At 53.1% G+C, this 16,775-nt stretch carries 17 protein-coding genes; all 17 read right to left on the bottom strand.

Annotation, left to right across the window (positions count from 1 at the left end; translation table 11 throughout):
• Positions 1 to 123: 123 nt before the first annotated feature.
• Positions 124 to 849: a phosphate signaling complex protein PhoU gene (phoU, locus tag AB3N39_RS20915; protein ID WP_008500182.1), complete on the bottom strand. Its 726-nt coding sequence runs from the start codon at positions 847 to 849 to the stop codon at positions 124 to 126.
• Positions 850 to 875: 26 nt separating this feature from the next.
• On the bottom strand, positions 876 to 1,649 hold the full coding sequence (pstB, locus tag AB3N39_RS20910) for a phosphate ABC transporter ATP-binding protein PstB (RefSeq protein WP_008500183.1): 774 nt from the start codon (positions 1,647 to 1,649) through the stop codon (positions 876 to 878).
• Positions 1,650 to 1,696: 47 nt separating this feature from the next.
• A complete protein-coding gene (gene pstA / locus AB3N39_RS20905; protein ID WP_111964235.1) occupies positions 1,697 to 2,587 on the bottom strand; it encodes a phosphate ABC transporter permease PstA in 891 nt (296 codons plus the stop codon).
• Positions 2,587 to 3,546, bottom strand: a complete 960-nt coding sequence (pstC, locus tag AB3N39_RS20900; RefSeq protein WP_023309793.1) for a phosphate ABC transporter permease PstC — start codon at positions 3,544 to 3,546, stop codon at positions 2,587 to 2,589. The genes pstA and pstC overlap by 1 nt, the downstream gene beginning before the upstream one ends.
• A 128-nt stretch (positions 3,547 to 3,674) precedes the next feature.
• Positions 3,675 to 4,715: a phosphate ABC transporter substrate-binding protein PstS gene (gene pstS, locus AB3N39_RS20895; RefSeq protein ID WP_325814532.1), complete on the bottom strand. Its 1,041-nt coding sequence runs from the start codon at positions 4,713 to 4,715 to the stop codon at positions 3,675 to 3,677.
• A 321-nt stretch (positions 4,716 to 5,036) separates the two neighbouring features.
• Positions 5,037 to 6,866 carry a glutamine--fructose-6-phosphate transaminase (isomerizing) gene (gene glmS / locus AB3N39_RS20890; protein WP_115876776.1) on the bottom strand — a complete coding sequence of 610 codons (1,830 nt, stop codon included), beginning with the start codon at positions 6,864 to 6,866 and terminating at the stop codon, positions 5,037 to 5,039.
• 226 nt (positions 6,867 to 7,092) lie between these two features.
• A complete protein-coding gene (gene glmU, locus AB3N39_RS20885; protein ID WP_115876777.1) occupies positions 7,093 to 8,463 on the bottom strand; it encodes a bifunctional UDP-N-acetylglucosamine diphosphorylase/glucosamine-1-phosphate N-acetyltransferase GlmU in 1,371 nt (456 codons plus the stop codon).
• Between the two features lie 138 nt (positions 8,464 to 8,601).
• Entirely contained in the window at positions 8,602 to 9,021 is a 420-nt protein-coding gene (locus AB3N39_RS20880; protein ID WP_367896984.1) for a F0F1 ATP synthase subunit epsilon, read from the bottom strand.
• A gap of 20 nt (positions 9,022 to 9,041) precedes the next feature.
• Positions 9,042 to 10,424 (bottom strand): F0F1 ATP synthase subunit beta, encoded by a 1,383-nt coding sequence (gene atpD, locus AB3N39_RS20875; RefSeq protein ID WP_003862362.1) that lies wholly within the window; start codon positions 10,422 to 10,424, stop codon positions 9,042 to 9,044.
• Between the two features lie 31 nt (positions 10,425 to 10,455).
• Positions 10,456 to 11,319 carry a F0F1 ATP synthase subunit gamma gene (atpG, locus tag AB3N39_RS20870; RefSeq protein WP_133295377.1) on the bottom strand — a complete coding sequence of 288 codons (864 nt, stop codon included), beginning with the start codon at positions 11,317 to 11,319 and terminating at the stop codon, positions 10,456 to 10,458.
• 51 nt (positions 11,320 to 11,370) lie between these two features.
• On the bottom strand, positions 11,371 to 12,912 hold the full coding sequence (gene atpA, locus AB3N39_RS20865; protein ID WP_006808751.1) for a F0F1 ATP synthase subunit alpha: 1,542 nt from the start codon (positions 12,910 to 12,912) through the stop codon (positions 11,371 to 11,373).
• 12 nt (positions 12,913 to 12,924) lie between these two features.
• The gene (gene atpH / locus AB3N39_RS20860; RefSeq protein ID WP_023309790.1) at positions 12,925 to 13,458 is read right to left on the bottom strand and encodes a F0F1 ATP synthase subunit delta; all 534 of its coding nucleotides are present in this window, start codon (positions 13,456 to 13,458) and stop codon (positions 12,925 to 12,927) included.
• Between the two features lie 14 nt (positions 13,459 to 13,472).
• The gene (gene atpF / locus AB3N39_RS20855; RefSeq protein WP_014072436.1) at positions 13,473 to 13,943 is read right to left on the bottom strand and encodes a F0F1 ATP synthase subunit B; all 471 of its coding nucleotides are present in this window, start codon (positions 13,941 to 13,943) and stop codon (positions 13,473 to 13,475) included.
• A gap of 48 nt (positions 13,944 to 13,991) precedes the next feature.
• Positions 13,992 to 14,231 (bottom strand): F0F1 ATP synthase subunit C, encoded by a 240-nt coding sequence (atpE, locus tag AB3N39_RS20850; RefSeq protein WP_000429386.1) that lies wholly within the window; start codon positions 14,229 to 14,231, stop codon positions 13,992 to 13,994.
• Between the two features lie 49 nt (positions 14,232 to 14,280).
• Positions 14,281 to 15,096 (bottom strand): F0F1 ATP synthase subunit A, encoded by an 816-nt coding sequence (atpB, locus tag AB3N39_RS20845; RefSeq protein ID WP_008500193.1) that lies wholly within the window; start codon positions 15,094 to 15,096, stop codon positions 14,281 to 14,283.
• A gap of 8 nt (positions 15,097 to 15,104) precedes the next feature.
• Positions 15,105 to 15,485, bottom strand: coding sequence for a F0F1 ATP synthase subunit I (atpI, locus tag AB3N39_RS20840; protein WP_008500194.1), 381 nt, complete (start codon positions 15,483 to 15,485; stop codon positions 15,105 to 15,107).
• 616 nt (positions 15,486 to 16,101) lie between these two features.
• On the bottom strand, positions 16,102 to 16,725 hold the full coding sequence (rsmG, locus tag AB3N39_RS20835) for a 16S rRNA (guanine(527)-N(7))-methyltransferase RsmG (protein WP_115876778.1): 624 nt from the start codon (positions 16,723 to 16,725) through the stop codon (positions 16,102 to 16,104).
• Positions 16,726 to 16,775: the final 50 nt, after the last annotated feature.

Below are 16,775 nucleotides of genomic sequence, written 5' to 3'. Positions count from 1 at the left end.
TGCTGTTTTTTTCGTCTCACGTTAGCGCGTTTCGAACGTCAGGCAACGGATGAAGGGGAAAATTGTGATTACACTAGAAATAACAACGCCGGTGAGTACCGGCGTTGTTATCAGATGACAGGATTACTCTTTCGGATCTTTACCCGCCAGCAGCTTATCCAGCTCGTCGCCGCCCACGTGACGGAAGTCCTGACCTTTCACGAAGTAGAAAATGTATTCGCAAATGTTCTGGCAGCGGTCGCCGATACGCTCGATGGAGCGCGCGCAGAACAGGGCGGTCAGTACGCTTGGGATCGTACGGGAATCTTCCATCATGTAAGTCATCAGCTGACGCACGATGCCTTCATACTCCTGATCGACCTTTTTATCTTCACGGTAGATACGCACCGCTTCGTCAAGATCCATTCGCGCAAAGGCATCCAGCACGTCATGAAGCATCTGCACGGTGTGGCGGCCCAGCGACTCCAGGCTGACCAGCAGCGGCTGGTGCTGCTGAGAGAACTTCTCCAGCGCGGTGCGGCAGATTTTATCCGCAACGTCACCAATACGTTCCAGCTCGGCGATGGTTTTGATAATGGCCATCACCAGACGCAGGTCGCTCGCCGTCGGCTGACGTTTCGCGATAATGCGCACGCAGGCCTCGTCGATAGCGACTTCCATCATGTTGACGTTTTTGTCGCCTTCAATGACGCGTTTCGCCAGCTCGCTGTCCTGGTTGTGCATCGCCGTAATCGCATCAGAAAGCTGCTGCTCGACCATACCGCCCATGGTCATCACCTGGGTGCGAATGCTTTCCAGCTCTGCGTTGAACTGGCCGGAAATGTGTTTATTAAGATTGAGGTTGTCCATGGTTTCTCCACATGCACTAAGGCAAATCAACCGTAGCGGCCAGTAATATAATCTTCGGTTTGTTTCTTCGCGGGCTTAGTGAAGAGATCGTCCGTGTTGCTGAACTCAATCAATTCACCCAGGTACATAAACGCCGTGTGATCGGAGCAACGTGCAGCCTGCTGCATGTTATGGGTCACGATAACCACGGTGTAATCCTGCTTCAGCTCGGTGATCAGTTCTTCAATACGACCGGTTGAGATCGGGTCCAGCGCTGAACACGGCTCATCCAGCAGCAACACTTCCGGGCGAATCGCAATACCGCGCGCAATGCACAGACGCTGCTGCTGACCACCGGAGAGAGAGTAACCGCTCTGGTGCAACTTATCTTTGGTTTCGTTCCATAATGCGGCCTTGGTCAAAGCCCACTGCACGCGCTCGTCCATATCGGCGCGGGAGAGCTTTTCAAACAGGCGAACGCCAAAGGCGATGTTGTCATAAATGGACATCGGGAACGGCGTGGGTTTCTGGAACACCATCCCCACTTTGGCGCGCAGCAGGGCGATATCCTGAGCCTGGGTCAGAATATTTTCGCCATCGAGGATGATTTCCCCTTCAGCGCGCTGCTCCGGATAGAGCGAATACATTTTGTTAAAGGTACGCAGCAGCGTGGATTTCCCACAGCCGGATGGACCGATAAATGCCGTGACCTGGTTCTTAGCGATATCCAGGTTGATGTTCTTCAGGGCATGGAATTTGCCGTAGTAGAAGTTCAAATCACGAACCTGAATCTTACCCGGGGCAGTATCAACCATACTCATTGACTCATTTCCTCATTCGGCGCCGCGAGCTGCCGCGCCGTAAAAAATTAACCGTGTTTCTTCTTCGCGAAAATGACGCGCGCCAGAATGTTCAGCAACAGTACGCAAAGGGTAATGATCAGCACCCCGGCCCAGGCCAGCTGCTGCCATTCCGCGAATGGGCTCATCGCAAATTTAAAGATCGTCACCGGCAGGTTGGCGATCGGCTGCATCATGTCCGTGCTCCAGAACTGGTTGGAGAGGGACGTAAACAGCAGCGGCGCCGTTTCACCCGCGATACGCGCAACCGCCAGCAGGATACCGGTCATGATCCCGGATACGGACGCCTTCAGCGTAATCGCAGAGATCATCTTCCATTTCGGCGTACCCAGTGCATAAGCCGCTTCACGCAGGCTGTCCGGCACCAGTTTCAGCATGTTCTCGGTGGTTCGAATCACAATCGGCACCTGCAGCAGCGCCAGGGCAATCACACCCGCCCAGCCGGAGAAGTGTTCCATCTGCGCTACAACAACGGTGTAAACGAACAGACCCACCACGATAGACGGGGCTGACAGCAAAATATCGTTAATGAAGCGAATCACTTCCGCCAGCCAGGATTTACGACCGTATTCTGCCAGGTAAATGCCCGCCATGATGCCCAGCGGCGTGCCGAAGACCGTCGCCCAGAGGATCAGCAACCCGCTGCCGGCCAGCGCATTCGCCAGGCCACCGCCCGCCGTGTTCGGCGGCGGCGTCATTTCGGTGAACAGCGAGAGTGACATTCCGTCAATCCCACGAACGATTGTCGAGAAGAGGATCCAGACCAGCCAGAACAGGCCGAATGCCATCGTCGCCATTGAGAGCGTTAGGGCAATGCGGTTTTTCATGCGGCGTCTGGCCTGCATTTTGCGGCGGGATTCCGCCAGTTCAGCAGTTGCTTGCATTTCGAGAGTGGCCATTAGCGTGCTCCCTCATTTTTAGCGAGACGCATAATCATCAGCTTGGAAATCGCCAGAACAATGAAGGTAATAACGAACAGAATCAGACCCAGCTCCATCAGCGCCGCCACGTGCAGCCCGGATTCCGCTTCCGCAAATTCATTCGCCAGCGCCGAGGTAATACTGTTACCCGGCATGTAGAGCGACGCGCTGTCGAGCTGGTAGGTGTTACCGATGATAAAGGTGACCGCCATGGTTTCACCCAGCGCACGACCTAAGCCCAGCATCACGCCCCCGATCACCCCATTTTTCGTGAACGGAAGGACAATGCGCCAGATTACTTCCCAGGTGGTGCAGCCGATGCCGTAGGCCGACTCTTTCATCATCACCGGCGTTTGTTCGAACACATCACGCATGACCGCCGCAATGTACGGAATTATCATGATGGCGAGGATCACACCTGCCGCCAGAATGCCGATACCGAAAGCCGGGCCAGAGAACAGGGCCCCCACAAACGGAATGGCAGAAAGGACATTACCCACCGGTTCCTGGAAATATGTAGCGAACAGCGGGGCAAAGATGAACAGGCCCCACATGCCGTAGACGATACTCGGAATAGCTGCCAGCAGTTCGATGGCAATCCCCAGCGGACGACGCAGCCAGCCTGGCGCCAGCTCCGTCAGGAACAGGGCAATACCAAAGCTTACCGGAACCGCAATCAGCAGGGCGATGAACGAGGTTACCAGCGTGCCGTAAATAGGCACCAGAGCACCGTAGATGTCGTTCGGCGCGTCCCACTCTTTGGTCCACAGGAAGGAGAAACCGAATTTCTGGATGCTCGGCCATGAGGAGAAAATCAGAGACACGATAATGCCGCCCAGCAGCAATAGCACAATCAGCGCAGCCAGTTTGACCAGCGCGCTGAAAATCATGTCACCTTTTTTACCCGGAGGGTTAAATGCAGGCTTGGTTGCAGCCATAAATTACTCTTCTGTTTGAGACGTTTTTACGAATATGCCCGGTGGCGCTGACGCTTACCGGGCCTACAGCTTAAACCGTAGGGCGGGTAAGCGCAGCGCCACCCGCCATCTTCGTTAAATATATCCTGTTAGTACAGCGCTTTACCGCTGCTGTCTTTCACGTTGGTTTTCCATGCAGCACGAACCTGCTCAACCACGTTGTCCGGCAGGGTGGCGTAATCCAGAGCGTTAGCCTGTTTGCCGCCGTTTTTGTATGCCCAGTCGAAGAACTTCAGCACTTCAGCGCCCTGCTCAGGTTTCTTCTGCTCTTTGTGCACCAGGATGAAGGTGGTAGAGGTGATTGGCCATGCACCTTCGCCCTTCTGGTTAGTCAGATCCTGCGCGAAGGATTTGCTCCAGTCAGCGCCTTTGGCAGCGTTAGCAAAGTTCTCTTCGGTCGGGCTAACCGGTTTGCCGTCTGCAGACACCAGTTTGGTGTAGGACAGGTTATTCTGCTTCGCGTACGCATACTCTACGTAGCCGATGGAGCCAGGCAGACGCTGTACGAACGCGGCGATACCGTCGTTACCTTTACCGCCCAGACCGGTAGGCCAGTTAACGGTTGAGCCGGAGCCGACTTTAGATTTCCACTCTTCGTTCACTTTCGCCAGGTAGCTGGTGAACACGAAAGACGTACCGGAACCATCCGCGCGGCGAACCACGGCGATGTTCTGAGAAGGCAGCTTCAGGCCTGGGTTGAGCTTAGCGATCGCTTCGTCATCCCATTTTTTGATTTTGCCCAGGTAGATGTCACCCAGCGTTTTGCCGTCCAGCACCAGCTCGCCCGACTTCACGCCCGGCAGGTTGATCGCCAGGACCACGCCACCGATCACGGTAGGGAACTGGAACAGGCCTTCCTGAGCCAGCTTATCATCAGACAGCGGAGCGTCAGATGCGCCGAAATCAACCGTGTTCGCGGTAATTTGTTTCACGCCACCGGAGGAGCCGATACCCTGATAGTTAACCTTGTTACCGGTTTCTTTCTGGTAGGTATCCGCCCATTTGGCATACACCGGCGCAGGGAAGGTTGCACCAGCGCCAGTCAGGCTTGCTTCTGCAAATACAGAGAACGCGCTCAGAGATAAGGTCGCGGCGACAACAGTTGCGACAGTGGTACGCATAACTTTCATAATGTCTCCTGCAAGATTTTCATAAATCGTTGTTTAGTGGCTACGATGAGCAAAATAGGACAAACAGGTGACAGATAAATGTACGAATTATGACAGTTTTATGACAATGAAAATTTAACTTAAAATACCGCACAATAAAGCTTAATTTTCATCGTGTTAGCCACTTTTATGACAATACGTTTTCAGAAATATTTTCTTTATGTGACACTGAAAAAAGTAGCTGAAGATGACAAATTGTCATTATTAAAAACGAGACAGGATTGATTAAAAACAAACCGGGCGGGATGAAAAAGCTCCACCCGAGGGTGGAGCCTGAAGGGATTATTCTACGGTAACTGATTTCGCCAGGTTACGCGGCTGGTCAACGTCGGTGCCTTTGATCAGCGCCACATGATAAGCCAGCAGCTGCAGCGGAACGGTATAGAAGATCGGTGCAATCACCTCTTCCACATGCGGCATCTCGATGATGTGCATGTTGTCGTTGCTGACAAAACCGGCATCTTTGTCGGCGAAGACGTACAGAACACCACCGCGGGCGCGCACTTCTTCGATATTAGACTTCAGTTTTTCCAGCAGTTCGTTGTTTGGTGCCACAACTATGACCGGCATATCCGCGTCAATCAGCGCCAGCGGGCCGTGCTTCAGCTCGCCTGCCGCATAGGCTTCCGCGTGGATGTAGGAGATCTCTTTCAGCTTCAGCGCGCCTTCCAGCGCAATCGGATACTGATCGCCACGACCCAGGAACAGGGCGTGATGTTTGTCAGAGAAATCTTCCGCCAGCGCTTCGATGCGTTTGTCCTGAGACAGCATTTGCTCAATACGGCTTGGCAGCGCCTGCAGACCATGAACGATGTCATGCTCAACGGACGCATCTTCACCTTTCAGACGCGCAAGCTTCGCCACCAGCATCAGCAGAACGGTCAGCTGCGTGGTAAACGCTTTGGTTGAAGCCACGCCGATTTCGGTGCCCGCTTTAGTCATCAGCGCCAGATCGGATTCACGCACCAGCGAGGAGCCCGGGACGTTACAGATGGCCAGAGAGCCCAGGTACCCCAGCTCTTTAGACAGACGCAGCGCTGCGAGCGTATCCGCCGTTTCGCCGGACTGGGAAAGGGTGATCATCAGGCTGTTACGACGCACCGCGGATTTGCGATAGCGGAATTCAGACGCGATTTCCACATCGCACGGCACGCCCGCCAGGGATTCAAACCAGTAGCGAGAAACCATACCGGAGTTGTAGGAGGTGCCGCAGGCCACGATCTGAATATGCTCGACCTTGGCGAGCAGTTCGTTCGCGTTTGCGCCCAGCTCGCTCAGATCCACTTCACCGTGGCTAATGCGCCCGGTCAGGGTGTTTTTGATGGCGTTTGGCTGCTCGTAAATCTCTTTCTGCATATAGTGACGGTAAGCGCCTTTGTCGCCCGCGTCGTACTGCAGATTCGATTCGATCTCCTGACGCTTCACCTGCTCGCCTTTAGTATCGAAGACGGTCACGCTGCGACGGGTCACTTCCGCGATATCACCCTCTTCGAGGAAGATAAAGCGACGGGTAACCGGCAGGAGCGCCAGCTGGTCAGAGGCGATAAAGTTTTCACCCATGCCCAGACCGATAACCATCGGGCTACCGGAACGCGCGGCCAGAAGCGTTGACGGATCGCGGGAATCCATGATCACCGTACCGTACGCACCGCGCAGCTGAGGGATAGCACGGAGTACCGCATCACGCAGTGTACCGCCCTGCTCCAGCTCCCAGTGCACCAGGTGAGCAATCACTTCGGTGTCAGTTTCAGAGACGAAGGTGTAGCCGCGCGCTTTCAGTTCTTCGCGCAGCGGTTCGTGGTTTTCGATAATGCCGTTGTGCACCACCACGATGTGTTCAGACACATGCGGGTGCGCGTTACCTTCAGACGGTTCGCCGTGCGTCGCCCAGCGGGTGTGCGCAATACCGGTTCCCCCGTGCAGCGGATGTTCTTCCGCGGCCTGGGCCAGCATCTGCACTTTACCGAGACGACGCAGACGGGTCATATGACCTTCTGCATCGACGACAGCCAGACCGGCAGAGTCGTAACCACGGTATTCCAGACGACGTAAACCTTCGAGAAGGATTTCAGCAATATCACGCTGCGCAACTGCGCCAACAATTCCACACATAATTTTAGATTCCGAATTTAGGCATTATGCCTGCGTTGTCGCTGACCTGTATTTGCCCTTTCCGGGCGCCCCGAGCCTTGTAGAGAGTGGGGTTATTTTTATGGGTACTGCTTGTGGGGGGAGGATTATATTATCCCCTCACCCCGGCCCTCTTCCCAAAGGGGCGAGGGAGAAAAACACCGCACCGAACGATCCCTTCTCTCCTTTGGGGAGAGGGGTAAATCCGTTACTTTTTCTTCACCGGACGTTTCCAGCCCTGTTTGCTGACCTGCGGAACGCGGCTTAACACCAGCTCGTTCTCGGCCACATCGCGCGTTACGGTTGTTCCGGCTGCAATGGTCACCCCGTTACCCACGGTAACAGGCGCCACCAGCTGCGTATCGGAGCCCACGAACACATCATCACCAATGATGGTTTTAAACTTATTCGCGCCGTCATAGTTACAGGTTATGGTCCCTGCACCAATATTCACGTTATTGCCAATTTCCGCGTCGCCCAGATAGGTCAGATGACCGGCTTTCGAGCCTTTACCCAGACGCGCTTTTTTCATTTCCACGAAGTTACCCACGTGAGCGCCTTCCAGCAGCTCTGCGCCCGGGCGCAGACGCGCAAACGGGCCGATGGTACAGGCCACGTCCAGACGGGCATCTTCCACCACGCTGTACGGGCTGATTTCGCAGTCGTCACCAATAATGCTGTTTTTAATCACGCAGCCGGCACCGATTTTGACGCGGTTGCCCAGCGTCACGTTACCCTCGAGGATAACGTTAGTATCAATTTCAACGTCACGACCGTGAGATAACGAACCACGCAGATCGAAACGCGCCGGATCGCGCAGCATCACACCTGCCAGAAGCAGTTTTTCAGCCTGCTCGGACTGATAAACACGCTCCAGACGGGAAAGCTGAAGGCGGTTATTCACCCCTTCGGTTTCGCTAATACGCGCCGGATGAACCGCCGCAATCTCACGTCCTTCCTGATACGCCATCGCAATGATGTCGGTGATGTAGAATTCACCCTGCGCGTTGTTGTTGTCGAGTCTGGACAGCCAGCGCTTCATATCCGCGCCATTGGCAATCAGGATACCGGTGTTGATCTCCTGAATCTGGCGCTGTTCATCGCTGGCATCTTTGTGCTCAACAATACCCGTGACGTTGCCGTTTTCACGGGTGATACGGCCATAACCGGTTGGATCGTCCAGCACGACGGTTAATAAACCGATGCCGCCCTGCGGTTTGGCTTCACGCAGGCGAGTCAGGGTTTCAACGGAGATCAGCGGGACATCGCCGTAGAGCATCAAAATGTCTTCGTCATCCGCAAAGAACGGTGCTGCCTGCTGCATCGCATGACCTGTGCCCAGCTGTTCAGCCTGAAGCACCCAGTTGAGCTTGTCGTCGCTCAGCGTCTTTTTAAGAAGATCGCCGCCGTGGCCGTAGACCAGGTGGACCTGATTGGCACCCAGTTCATTCGCTGCATCAATGACATGCTGCACCATTGGCTTTCCAGCAAGCGTGTGAAGCACTTTAGGCAGATCGGAATACATGCGGGTCCCTTTGCCTGCGGCAAGGATCACCACGCTCATCGCACTGTTTGACATACGCATCCTGACGGTAGTTTGAGTGTGAAGTAAAAACGTTTGATGCTTAAAATTCTACATCTTTTTCATCATGAATTAAGGCCGAAAAAAAAAGCCAGCCTGGTATCCAGACTGGCTTTTGTGCTTTTCAAGCCGGTGTTACATCGCTTTTTTGGTCAACTCGATAACGCGCAGTTTCGCGATCGCTTTGGCCAGCTCCGCAGACGCCTGAGCGTAATCCACGTCACCATGAGAGCTGTTAATGTGCTCTTCAGCCTTACGCTTCGACTCCAGGGCTCGCGCTTCGTCGAGATCCTGGCCACGAATAGCGGTATCGGCCAGAACGGTCACACTGCCAGGCTGCACTTCAAGAATGCCGCCGGACAGATAGATAAACTCTTCGTGACCGTACTGTTTAACGATGCGGATCATACCAGGCTTAATGGCGGTGAGCAGCGGTGCGTGACCCGGGAAAATACCCAGTTCACCTTCACTACCCGTTACCTGGATTTTCTCGACCAGACCAGAGAACATTTGTTGCTCTGCGCTGACGACGTCCAGGTGGTAAGTCATTGCCATATCACCCTCCGATTAAGGCGTTAAAGTTTTTTGGCTTTTTCCACAGCTTCTTCGATGGAACCAACCATGTAGAACGCCTGCTCTGGCAGGTGATCGTATTCGCCTTCCATGATGCCTTTAAAGCCACGGATGGTGTCTTTCAGGGAAACGTATTTACCTGGAGAACCGGTGAATACTTCCGCAACGAAGAACGGCTGGGACAGGAAGCGCTGGATCTTACGCGCACGTGCTACCACCAGTTTGTCTTCTTCAGACAGTTCATCCATACCCAGGATGGCGATGATGTCTTTCAGTTCCTGGTAACGCTGCAGCAGGGACTGTACGCCACGCGCGGTGTCGTAGTGTTCCTGACCAACAACCAGTGGATCCAGCTGACGGCTGGTGGAGTCCAGCGGGTCAACGGCCGGGTAGATACCCAGAGACGCGATCTGACGGCTCAGTACCACGGTTGCATCTAAGTGCGCAAAGGTGGTTGCTGGAGATGGGTCAGTCAAGTCATCCGCAGGTACGTATACCGCCTGAACGGAGGTGATAGAACCGGTTTTGGTAGAGGTGATACGTTCCTGAAGAACACCCATCTCTTCCGCCAGCGTAGGCTGGTAGCCTACCGCTGAAGGCATACGACCCAGCAGTGCAGATACTTCCGTACCGGCCAGGGTGTAACGATAGATGTTATCAACGAACAACAGAACGTCACGGCCTTCGTCACGGAACTTCTCAGCCATCGTCAGGCCGGTCAGCGCAACGCGCAGACGGTTTCCAGGTGGCTCGTTCATCTGGCCGTAAACCAGGGATACTTTGTCCAGAACGTTGGAGTCGGTCATTTCGTGGTAGAAGTCGTTACCCTCACGAGTACGTTCACCTACACCCGCAAACACAGAGTAACCGGAGTGCTCGATCGCGATGTTACGGATCAGCTCCATCATGTTTACGGTTTTACCTACACCCGCACCACCGAACAGACCAACTTTACCGCCCTTCGCAAATGGACACATCAGGTCGATAACTTTGATACCGGTTTCCAGCAGTTCCTGAGAGCTGGACAGCTCTTCGTAGGAAGGTGCCGCGCGGTGGATAGCCCAACGCTCTTCTTCACCGATGTCGCCTTTCATGTCGATTGGCTGACCCAATACGTTCATGATACGACCCAGTGTTGCTTTACCTACCGGGACTTCGATCGGGTGCTCAAGGTCTTTTACTTCCAGACCACGACGCAGACCGTCGGAAGAACCCATCGCGATGGTACGCACGATACCGCCGCCGAGCTGCTGCTGAACTTCCAGCACCAGGCTCTCGTTACCATTCTGTACCTCAAGCGCGTCGTACACGCGTGGTACGGCGTCCTGAGGGAACTCGACGTCCACCACGGCGCCGATTACCTGGACAATCTTTCCAGTAGCCATCTTGAATCCTCTACGTAATTCGTAAACCTGGTTAAACCGCGGCGGCCCCCGAGACGATCTCGGTGAGTTCCTGAGTAATGCTGGCCTGACGAGCTTTGTTGTAAACCAACTGCAGCTCTTTAATCAGGCTGCCGCCATTATCGGTCGCGGCTTTCATCGCCACCATTCGTGCGGCCTGCTCGCTGGCCAGGTTTTCTACAACGCCCTGATAAACCTGAGATTCAACGTAACGACGCAGCAGGGTATCCAGCAGCGGTTTCGGATCGGGTTCATACAGGTAATCCCAGGTTTTTTGCTTCAGCTCGCCATCTTCTGATGCCGGTAACGGCAGCATCTGAGTGAGCGTTGGAACCTGAGACATGGTGTTAATGAATTTGTTGCTGACAACGTACAGTCTGTCCAGACGGCCTTCATCATAAGCCTGCAACATCACTTTAACCGGGCCGATCAGTTCGGACAGGGACGGGTTATCACCCATACCTGTCACCTGAGCGACAATGTTGCCACCAACGGAGTTAAAGAAAGAGACGCCTTTAGAGCCGATCATTGCGATATCGCACTGAACGCCTTTTTCAGACCATGCTTTCATATCCGCCAGCAGTTTTTTGAACAGGTTAATGTTCAAGCCGCCACACAGACCACGGTCGGTCGACACCACCAGGTAGCCCACGCGCTTAACTTCGCGTTCTTCCAGGTAAGGGTGCTTATATTCCAGATTACCGTTTGCAAGGTGACCAATCACTTTGCGCATGGTTTCTGCATAAGGACGGCTGGCCGCCATGCGATCCTGCGATTTACGCATTTTGGAAGCGGCGACCATCTCCATCGCTTTAGTGATCTTTTGCGTGTTCTGGACGCTTGCGATCTTACTACGTATCTCTTTTGCGCCGGCCATGAGCTTCTCCTCAATGCCAGGCGGCTTGTCCTGAGACAAGCCGCCGGACGATTACCAGGATTGGGTTGCTTTGAAGGAATCGAGGATAGCTTTCAGCTTGCCTTCGATTTCGTCGTTATAGCCACCGGTCTGGTTGATCTCTTGCATCAGCGGAGCGTGATCACGGTCGACGTAAGCCAGCAGAGCGGCTTCGAAGCTACCGATTTTCGCCAGTTCCACATCTTCGAGGTAACCGCGTTCAGCCGCGAACAGTACCAGGCCCTGCTGAGCAACAGACATTGGTGCGTACTGTTTTTGCTTCAGCAGCTCGGTCACTTTCTGACCGTGGCTCAGCTGTTTACGGGTTGCTTCGTCCAGATCGGATGCGAACTGAGAGAACGCAGCCAGTTCACGATACTGTGCCAGCGCGGTACGGATACCACCGGACAGTTTCTTGATGATCTTGGTCTGAGCAGCACCACCAACACGGGATACGGAGATACCCGGGTTAACTGCCGGACGAATACCGGAGTTAAACAGGTTGGTTTCCAGGAAGATCTGACCATCGGTAATAGAGATTACGTTGGTCGGAACGAACGCAGAAACGTCACCCGCCTGGGTTTCAATGATCGGCAGAGCGGTCAGAGAGCCCGTTTTACCCTTCACTTCACCTTTGGTGAAGTTCTCGACGTATTCCGCGTTAACGCGGGAAGCACGCTCCAGCAGACGAGAGTGGAGGTAGAATACGTCGCCAGGGAACGCTTCACGTCCAGGTGGACGACGGAGCAGCAGGGAAACCTGACGATAAGCAACAGCCTGTTTAGACAGGTCATCGTATACGATCAGCGCATCTTCACCGCGGTCACGGAAGTATTCGCCCATTGCGCAACCGGCGTATGGCGCCAGGTATTGCAGTGCAGCAGATTCAGACGCGGTCGCTACCACAACGATGGTGTTAGACAGTGCGCCGTGCTCTTCCAGTTTACGAACCACGTTAGAAATGGTGGACGCTTTCTGGCCGATGGCCACGTACACGCATTTGATGCCGGAGTCACGCTGGTTGATGATGGCGTCGATAGCCATCGCGGTTTTACCGGTCTGACGGTCACCGATGATCAGTTCACGCTGACCACGACCGATTGGGATCATGGCATCAACGGACTTATAACCTGTCTGAACAGGCTGATCTACGGACTGACGGTCGATAACGCCTGGTGCGATAACTTCGATTGGAGAGAAGCCATCGTGCTCAACCGGACCTTTACCGTCGATTGGCGCACCCAGGGTGTTAACAACGCGACCCAGCAGGCCACGGCCAACCGGTACTTCCAGAATACGGCCAGTACACTTAACCTTCATGCCTTCGGCGAGGTCAGCGTATGGACCCATCACAACTGCACCTACGGAGTCGCGCTCCAGGTTCAGTGCGATAGCGTAACGGTTACCCGGCAGGGAAATCATCTCACCCTGCATACAATCGGCCAGGCCGTGGATACGGATAACACCGTCACTTACAGAAACAATAGTACCTTCGTTGTGAGCTTCACTCACAACACTGAACTGAGCAATGCGCTGCTTGATCAGTTCGCTGATTTCGGTGGAATTCAGTTGCATGCTCCAGTCCCCTTAAGACTGCAAGACGTCTGCAAGGCGTTCAAGACGGCCGCGTACGCTGCCATCAATGACCATATCACCCGAACGGATGATTACGCCTGCCATTACAGACTTATCGATTTTGCAATTCAGCTTAACTTTGCGTGACAGACGTTTTTCCATCGCGGCGGTGATTTTCGCAAGCTGTTCATTACTCAGTTCAGTCGCAGAAGTCACTTCGACTTCAGCGGTTGCTTCACTAAGGGCACGTAAGTGCTCAAACTGCTCGAGAACATCCGGGAGCACACGGAGACGACCATTTTCTGCCATCACCTTAATCAGGTTCTGGCCGTTGGCATCCAGTTGCTCTCCGCACACGGCGATAAACGACGCGGCGAGAGTTTCAGGTGCTAACGCACCGGAAAGCAACTCAGCCATTTGTTCGTTTTTCGTCACCTCAGCGGCAAACGCCAGCATATCCTGCCAGCGATCGACATTTTGGTGTTCGACAGCAAAGTCAAAAGCTGCTTTGGCGTAGGGGCGAGCTACCGTAACAAATTCAGACATCAGCCCCTCCCTCCTTACAGTTCAGCGACAAGTTTGTCCACGATGTCGCTGTTAGCAGCTTCATCCACGGAACGTTCGATGATCTTCTCGGCGCCAGCAACAGCCAGAATCGCAACCTGCTTACGCAGTTCTTCACGAGCACGTTTACGCTCAGCATCAATTTCTGCCTGAGCCTGTGTCACGATCTTAGTACGTTCCTGTTCTGCTTCAGCTTTGGCTTCGTCCAGGATCTGCGAACGGCGTTTGTTAGCCTGTTCGATGATAACCTGAGCTTCCGCTTTCGCTTTTTTCAGCTGGTCTGTCGCGTTGGCCTGTGCAAGGTCCAAATCTTTCTTAGCGCGTTCTGCAGAAGCCAGACCGTCAGCAATTTCTTTCTGACGTTTTTCGATGGCAGCCATTAAAGGCGGCCATACATACTTCATGCAGAACCAGACAAAGAGAATAAACGCGATGGCCTGGCCGAGGATTGTTGCGTTCATGTTCACAGCACAATACCTCTTTAATATCTGTGGCTTAGGGTTTTAAAACTACTACTACGCGACAGCAAACATCACGTACAGACCCAGACCTACAGCGATCATTGGGATAGCATCCACCAGACCCATAACGATAAAGAACTGAGTACGCAGCAGAGGAATCAGATCAGGTTGACGCGCTGCGCCTTCCAGGAATTTGCCCCCGAGGATGCCGATACCGATCGCAGCACCGATAGCCGCCAGACCCATCATCACAGCGGCAGCCATGTACAGCAGATCCATATTCAGGTTTTCCATGACAGTCTCCAGTTTGTTTCAATTAAAACGTAGTAGTGTTGGTAAAAAATCAGTGCTCTTCAGACGCCATCGACAGATAGACGATCGTCAGAACCATGAAGATAAAGGCTTGCAGCGTAATGATCAGGATGTGGAAAATGGCCCACGGCACATTCAGAACCCACTGTGACCACCACGGCAGAAGACCCGCGATCAGAATGAAAATCAGCTCACCCGCATACATGTTGCCGAACAGTCGCAGACCCAGTGAGACAGGTTTGGACAGCAGGCTAACGCCTTCCAGGATCAGGTTGACCGGAATAAACGCCCAGTGGTTGAACGGCTGCAAGGTAAGCTCTTTCACAAAGCCGCTTACGCCTTTCATTTTGATGCTGTAGAAAAGAATCAGGATAAATACGCCCAGCGCCATCGACAGGGTGATGTTCACGTCCGCAGACGGTACAACACGCAGCGCTGGCAGGCCGAAGATGTGCTCACCGATAAACGGCAGCAGATCGATTGGCAGCAGGTCCATCAGGTTCATCAGGAAGACCCACACGAACACGGTCAGGGCCAGCGGAGCAATCAGCTTGCTCTTGCCATGGTACATGTCTTTGACGCTGCCATGGACGAAGCCGATGATCATTTCGATGAAGGTCTGGAATTTCCCTGGTACACCGCTGGTCGCTCGTTTAGCAACACCGCGGAACATGGCCAGGAACAGAAGACCCAAAACCACCGAGAAGAACATGGAGTCGATGTTGATCGTCCAGAAGGTGGCCGGGGGGTTATGTGGATCCACCAGCGAGAATGTACGCAGGTCCAACTGAAGGTTATTCAGATGGTGACCTATGTAATCCTGCGGCGTCATATTTTCTGAAGCCATGATGCCTTTTACCCTTTGTTATTGATTACAGCTGGAGCCAGAACTTGTACCACCAGCACCAAAACCCACGTTGCTATCAGCGGCATGAAGACCACTTTCAAAACCGCCAGCGCCATCACCAGTAGAGCAAAGGTCAGCAACACCTTACACACTTCGCCGAGAGCGAAGGACCAGGCCACGCGGCCTTTGGCGGGTGTATGCGCCTGATGACGCCAGGCAAAAATCATAAACAACACGTTTGGCAGCACAACCGCCAAACCCCCGCACACGGCGGAGATGCCCCAGAAGGGGTCTTTGAGGCTAAACAGCAGTCCACTTGCTATCACAGCCAGAAACTGAATGAACAGAAGCTTACGAGCAACGTTTCTACTCAAGAGCGACACAGACATCACGTTTTTACTCCTGCTCCCTTCGAGGTATGTCGCGTGTCGTATAAAACGTCCTTTAAGGCTCAGAGTCAAGCATCAAAAAGCGGTCAAATTATACGGTGCGCACCCGTGATTTCAAACATTAAGTAGCGAAAAGGTGAATAAATGTTTAAATATTTTTCCCCACCGCTATTTTTTAACTTTCGAGCAAAGCACCAACCTTCGACCAAAACTGCAAACAGCGCGAAAACGTTGTCGATAAAGCGTGCACGAGATCACAAAACACACATTTGCGATAAGGTTGTATTTATCAAAGACGCAAATCGCATAAATTTATCTTAATGAAATTAAACACAAAATATCGCAACTATTTTCAAAACAGCCCGGTACACAATAAAAACCTTTTATTGACATTCTTAATAAATAATTAACATTGCGTTCTGGTTACTGCTTTCCACTTTTAGCAGACTTATATTTTCACAGATGACTATCTTCAAGAGGAAGAATAGTCGCCAGGTTAACCAGAAGAAAAACCTTAGTAAAAACGAGGTTAAAAGCTCACCAGTAAATCCCCGGTAGTTGTGCTGTTTTTTAACATGCGAAGAACAGCACAAATTCCACATTTTTTATTAATTTTTTAAAAATTGTTTGGCTTAATTATCACCAGATGACGTTCGCCATCGAGCTGAGGAATGTTTAATTTCTCGATGGATTCAACAGCAAAACCGTCCGGAAGCTGTTCAATCTCATCGCCTGGCAACTGCCCTTTTAGCGCATAAAAGCGGCCATTCTCAGCAGGTAAGTGCTTGCACCAGCTCACCATATCATTGAGCGACGCAAATGCGCGGCTGATAACCCCGTCAAACGGCGGCTCTGCCGGGAACGCCTCTACCCTGCTCTGTACGGGCGTAATATTTTCAAGCTTCAGCTCATGCTGTACCTGACGTAAAAAGCGCACACGCTTGCCAAGACTGTCCAGAAGCGTGAAATGGCTCTCAGGGCGAACAATCGACAGCGGAATACCCGGCAGACCAGGGCCCGTCCCTACGTCGATAAAACGCTCACCTTTCAGATAAGGGGCAACCACGATGCTGTCGAGAATGTGGCGAACGAGCATCTCGTTGGGGTCGCGAACAGACGTCAGGTTGTACGCTTTATTCCATTTATTCAGCATATCGACATAGGCCACCAGCTGATTTTTCTGGTGATCGGTGAGCGAAATACCTGCCTGATCCAGCAGACGAGAGAGTTTGTTGAGCACGGTGAATACCTGTTGGAAAACTTAGGTGGCGGGTGGCGCTTGGCTTACCC

The sequence above is a fragment of the Enterobacter vonholyi genome (assembly GCF_040834095.1).
In the GTDB taxonomy this organism is placed as follows: domain Bacteria; phylum Pseudomonadota; class Gammaproteobacteria; order Enterobacterales; family Enterobacteriaceae; genus Enterobacter; species Enterobacter vonholyi.
This window is presented reverse-complemented; position numbering and strand designations above follow the sequence as displayed.

Excerpts from the sequence above, each read along its gene's own strand:
- phoU (WP_008500182.1), bottom strand. The coding sequence starts at position 849 with ATGGACAACCTCAATCTTAATAAACACATTTCCGGCCAGTTCAACGCA.
- pstB (WP_008500183.1), bottom strand. The coding sequence starts at position 1,649 with ATGAGTATGGTTGATACTGCCCCGGGTAAGATTCAGGTTCGTGATTTG.
- pstA (WP_111964235.1), bottom strand. The coding sequence starts at position 2,587 with ATGGCCACTCTCGAAATGCAAGCAACTGCTGAACTGGCGGAATCCCGC.
- pstC (WP_023309793.1), bottom strand. The coding sequence starts at position 3,546 with ATGGCTGCAACCAAGCCTGCATTTAACCCTCCGGGTAAAAAAGGTGAC.
- pstS (WP_325814532.1), bottom strand. The coding sequence starts at position 4,715 with ATGAAAGTTATGCGTACCACTGTCGCAACTGTTGTCGCCGCGACCTTA.
- glmS (WP_115876776.1), bottom strand. The coding sequence starts at position 6,866 with ATGTGTGGAATTGTTGGCGCAGTTGCGCAGCGTGATATTGCTGAAATC.
- glmU (WP_115876777.1), bottom strand. The coding sequence starts at position 8,463 with ATGTCAAACAGTGCGATGAGCGTGGTGATCCTTGCCGCAGGCAAAGGG.
- AB3N39_RS20880 (WP_367896984.1), bottom strand. The coding sequence starts at position 9,021 with ATGGCAATGACTTACCACCTGGACGTCGTCAGCGCAGAGCAACAAATG.
- atpD (WP_003862362.1), bottom strand. The coding sequence starts at position 10,424 with ATGGCTACTGGAAAGATTGTCCAGGTAATCGGCGCCGTGGTGGACGTC.
- atpG (WP_133295377.1), bottom strand. The coding sequence starts at position 11,319 with ATGGCCGGCGCAAAAGAGATACGTAGTAAGATCGCAAGCGTCCAGAAC.
- atpA (WP_006808751.1), bottom strand. The coding sequence starts at position 12,912 with ATGCAACTGAATTCCACCGAAATCAGCGAACTGATCAAGCAGCGCATT.
- atpH (WP_023309790.1), bottom strand. The coding sequence starts at position 13,458 with ATGTCTGAATTTGTTACGGTAGCTCGCCCCTACGCCAAAGCAGCTTTT.
- atpE (WP_000429386.1), bottom strand. The coding sequence starts at position 14,231 with ATGGAAAACCTGAATATGGATCTGCTGTACATGGCTGCCGCTGTGATG.
- atpB (WP_008500193.1), bottom strand. The coding sequence starts at position 15,096 with ATGGCTTCAGAAAATATGACGCCGCAGGATTACATAGGTCACCATCTG.
- atpI (WP_008500194.1), bottom strand. The coding sequence starts at position 15,485 with ATGTCTGTGTCGCTCTTGAGTAGAAACGTTGCTCGTAAGCTTCTGTTC.